This is a genomic window from Pararhodobacter sp. SW119 (assembly GCF_017811755.1).
In the GTDB taxonomy this organism is placed as follows: Bacteria; Pseudomonadota; Alphaproteobacteria; order Rhodobacterales; family Rhodobacteraceae; genus Pararhodobacter.
In genome coordinates this window covers 1-912 of sequence record NZ_JADDJF010000162.1, presented here as the reverse complement: position 1 = coordinate 912, position 912 = coordinate 1, and the positions used below count along the sequence as shown (strand labels likewise).

Here is a 912-nt window from a genome sequence, read left to right as displayed (position 1 = left end):
AATGGGCGCAGCAACTCGCTTTGCGCACTCAAGACGTCGTTGCCGTCGTGAACCGGATCGAAGTGAAACGGGCGATCAGTTGGGACCTGACCCCGACCTGGCGCGAACTGGAACGGCTGGTTGAGCGCGCGCAATGGTTTGTGCCGCTGACGGTAGTTTCTCTGCTCATACTGCTGGTTTTCTGGCTGTTGTCGCGCGGCGTGGCCAAGCTGGCGCGGTCCATGCTGCGACAGCGTCTCTCATCGCCGTTGCTGGTGGACATCGCGGCGCGCGCGCTGGCATTGCCTGTGATCCTCATAGGTCTCTACCTCGTGCTCCAACTCGCAGGCCTCACCCGGCTCGCGGTCACGGTTCTGGGTGGCACCGGGCTTGTCGGAATCGTGCTGGGCCTCGCCTTTCGCGATATTGCTGAGAACTCGCTGGCCAGCATCCTGTTGAGTGTACGAAATCCATTCCGGACCGGCGACTGGATCCAGCTGGGCGAGTATCAGGGGATCGTGCAGAATCTGAACATGCGCACCACGATCCTGATGACGATGGATGGCAACCACGTCCAGATCCCGAACTCACTGGTGTATAAGAGCGTCATCACGAATTTCTCGACCAACCCTGGCCGGCGAGCGGAGTTCGACGTCGGAATAGGCAATTCGAATTCGATCGTGAAGGCGCAGGAACTGATCATCCAGGCACTGCGTGCGCATCCTGCCGTCCTCCACAATCCGGAACCGGCTGCCATTGTCGATGAGTTGGGCCCAGCGACGGTGACTATCAGGGTGCAGTTTTGGTTTGATGGCAAATCCTATTCGATATTCAAGGTGCGCTCATCTCTGATGCGGCAGGTCAAGCGCGCGCTTGAGGATGCAGCGGTCTCGACGCCCGCCCCCGTACACGAAGTACGATTTCCCGAAGGTG

The 912-nt window shown here is 59.5% G+C and carries 1 protein-coding gene; it reads left to right on the top strand.

Translation table 11 applies throughout. The annotated features are described in order from the left end of the window. A partial coding sequence (locus IM708_RS21045) for a mechanosensitive ion channel family protein (protein ID WP_209428502.1) occupies positions 1-912 on the top strand: 912 nt, incomplete at both ends.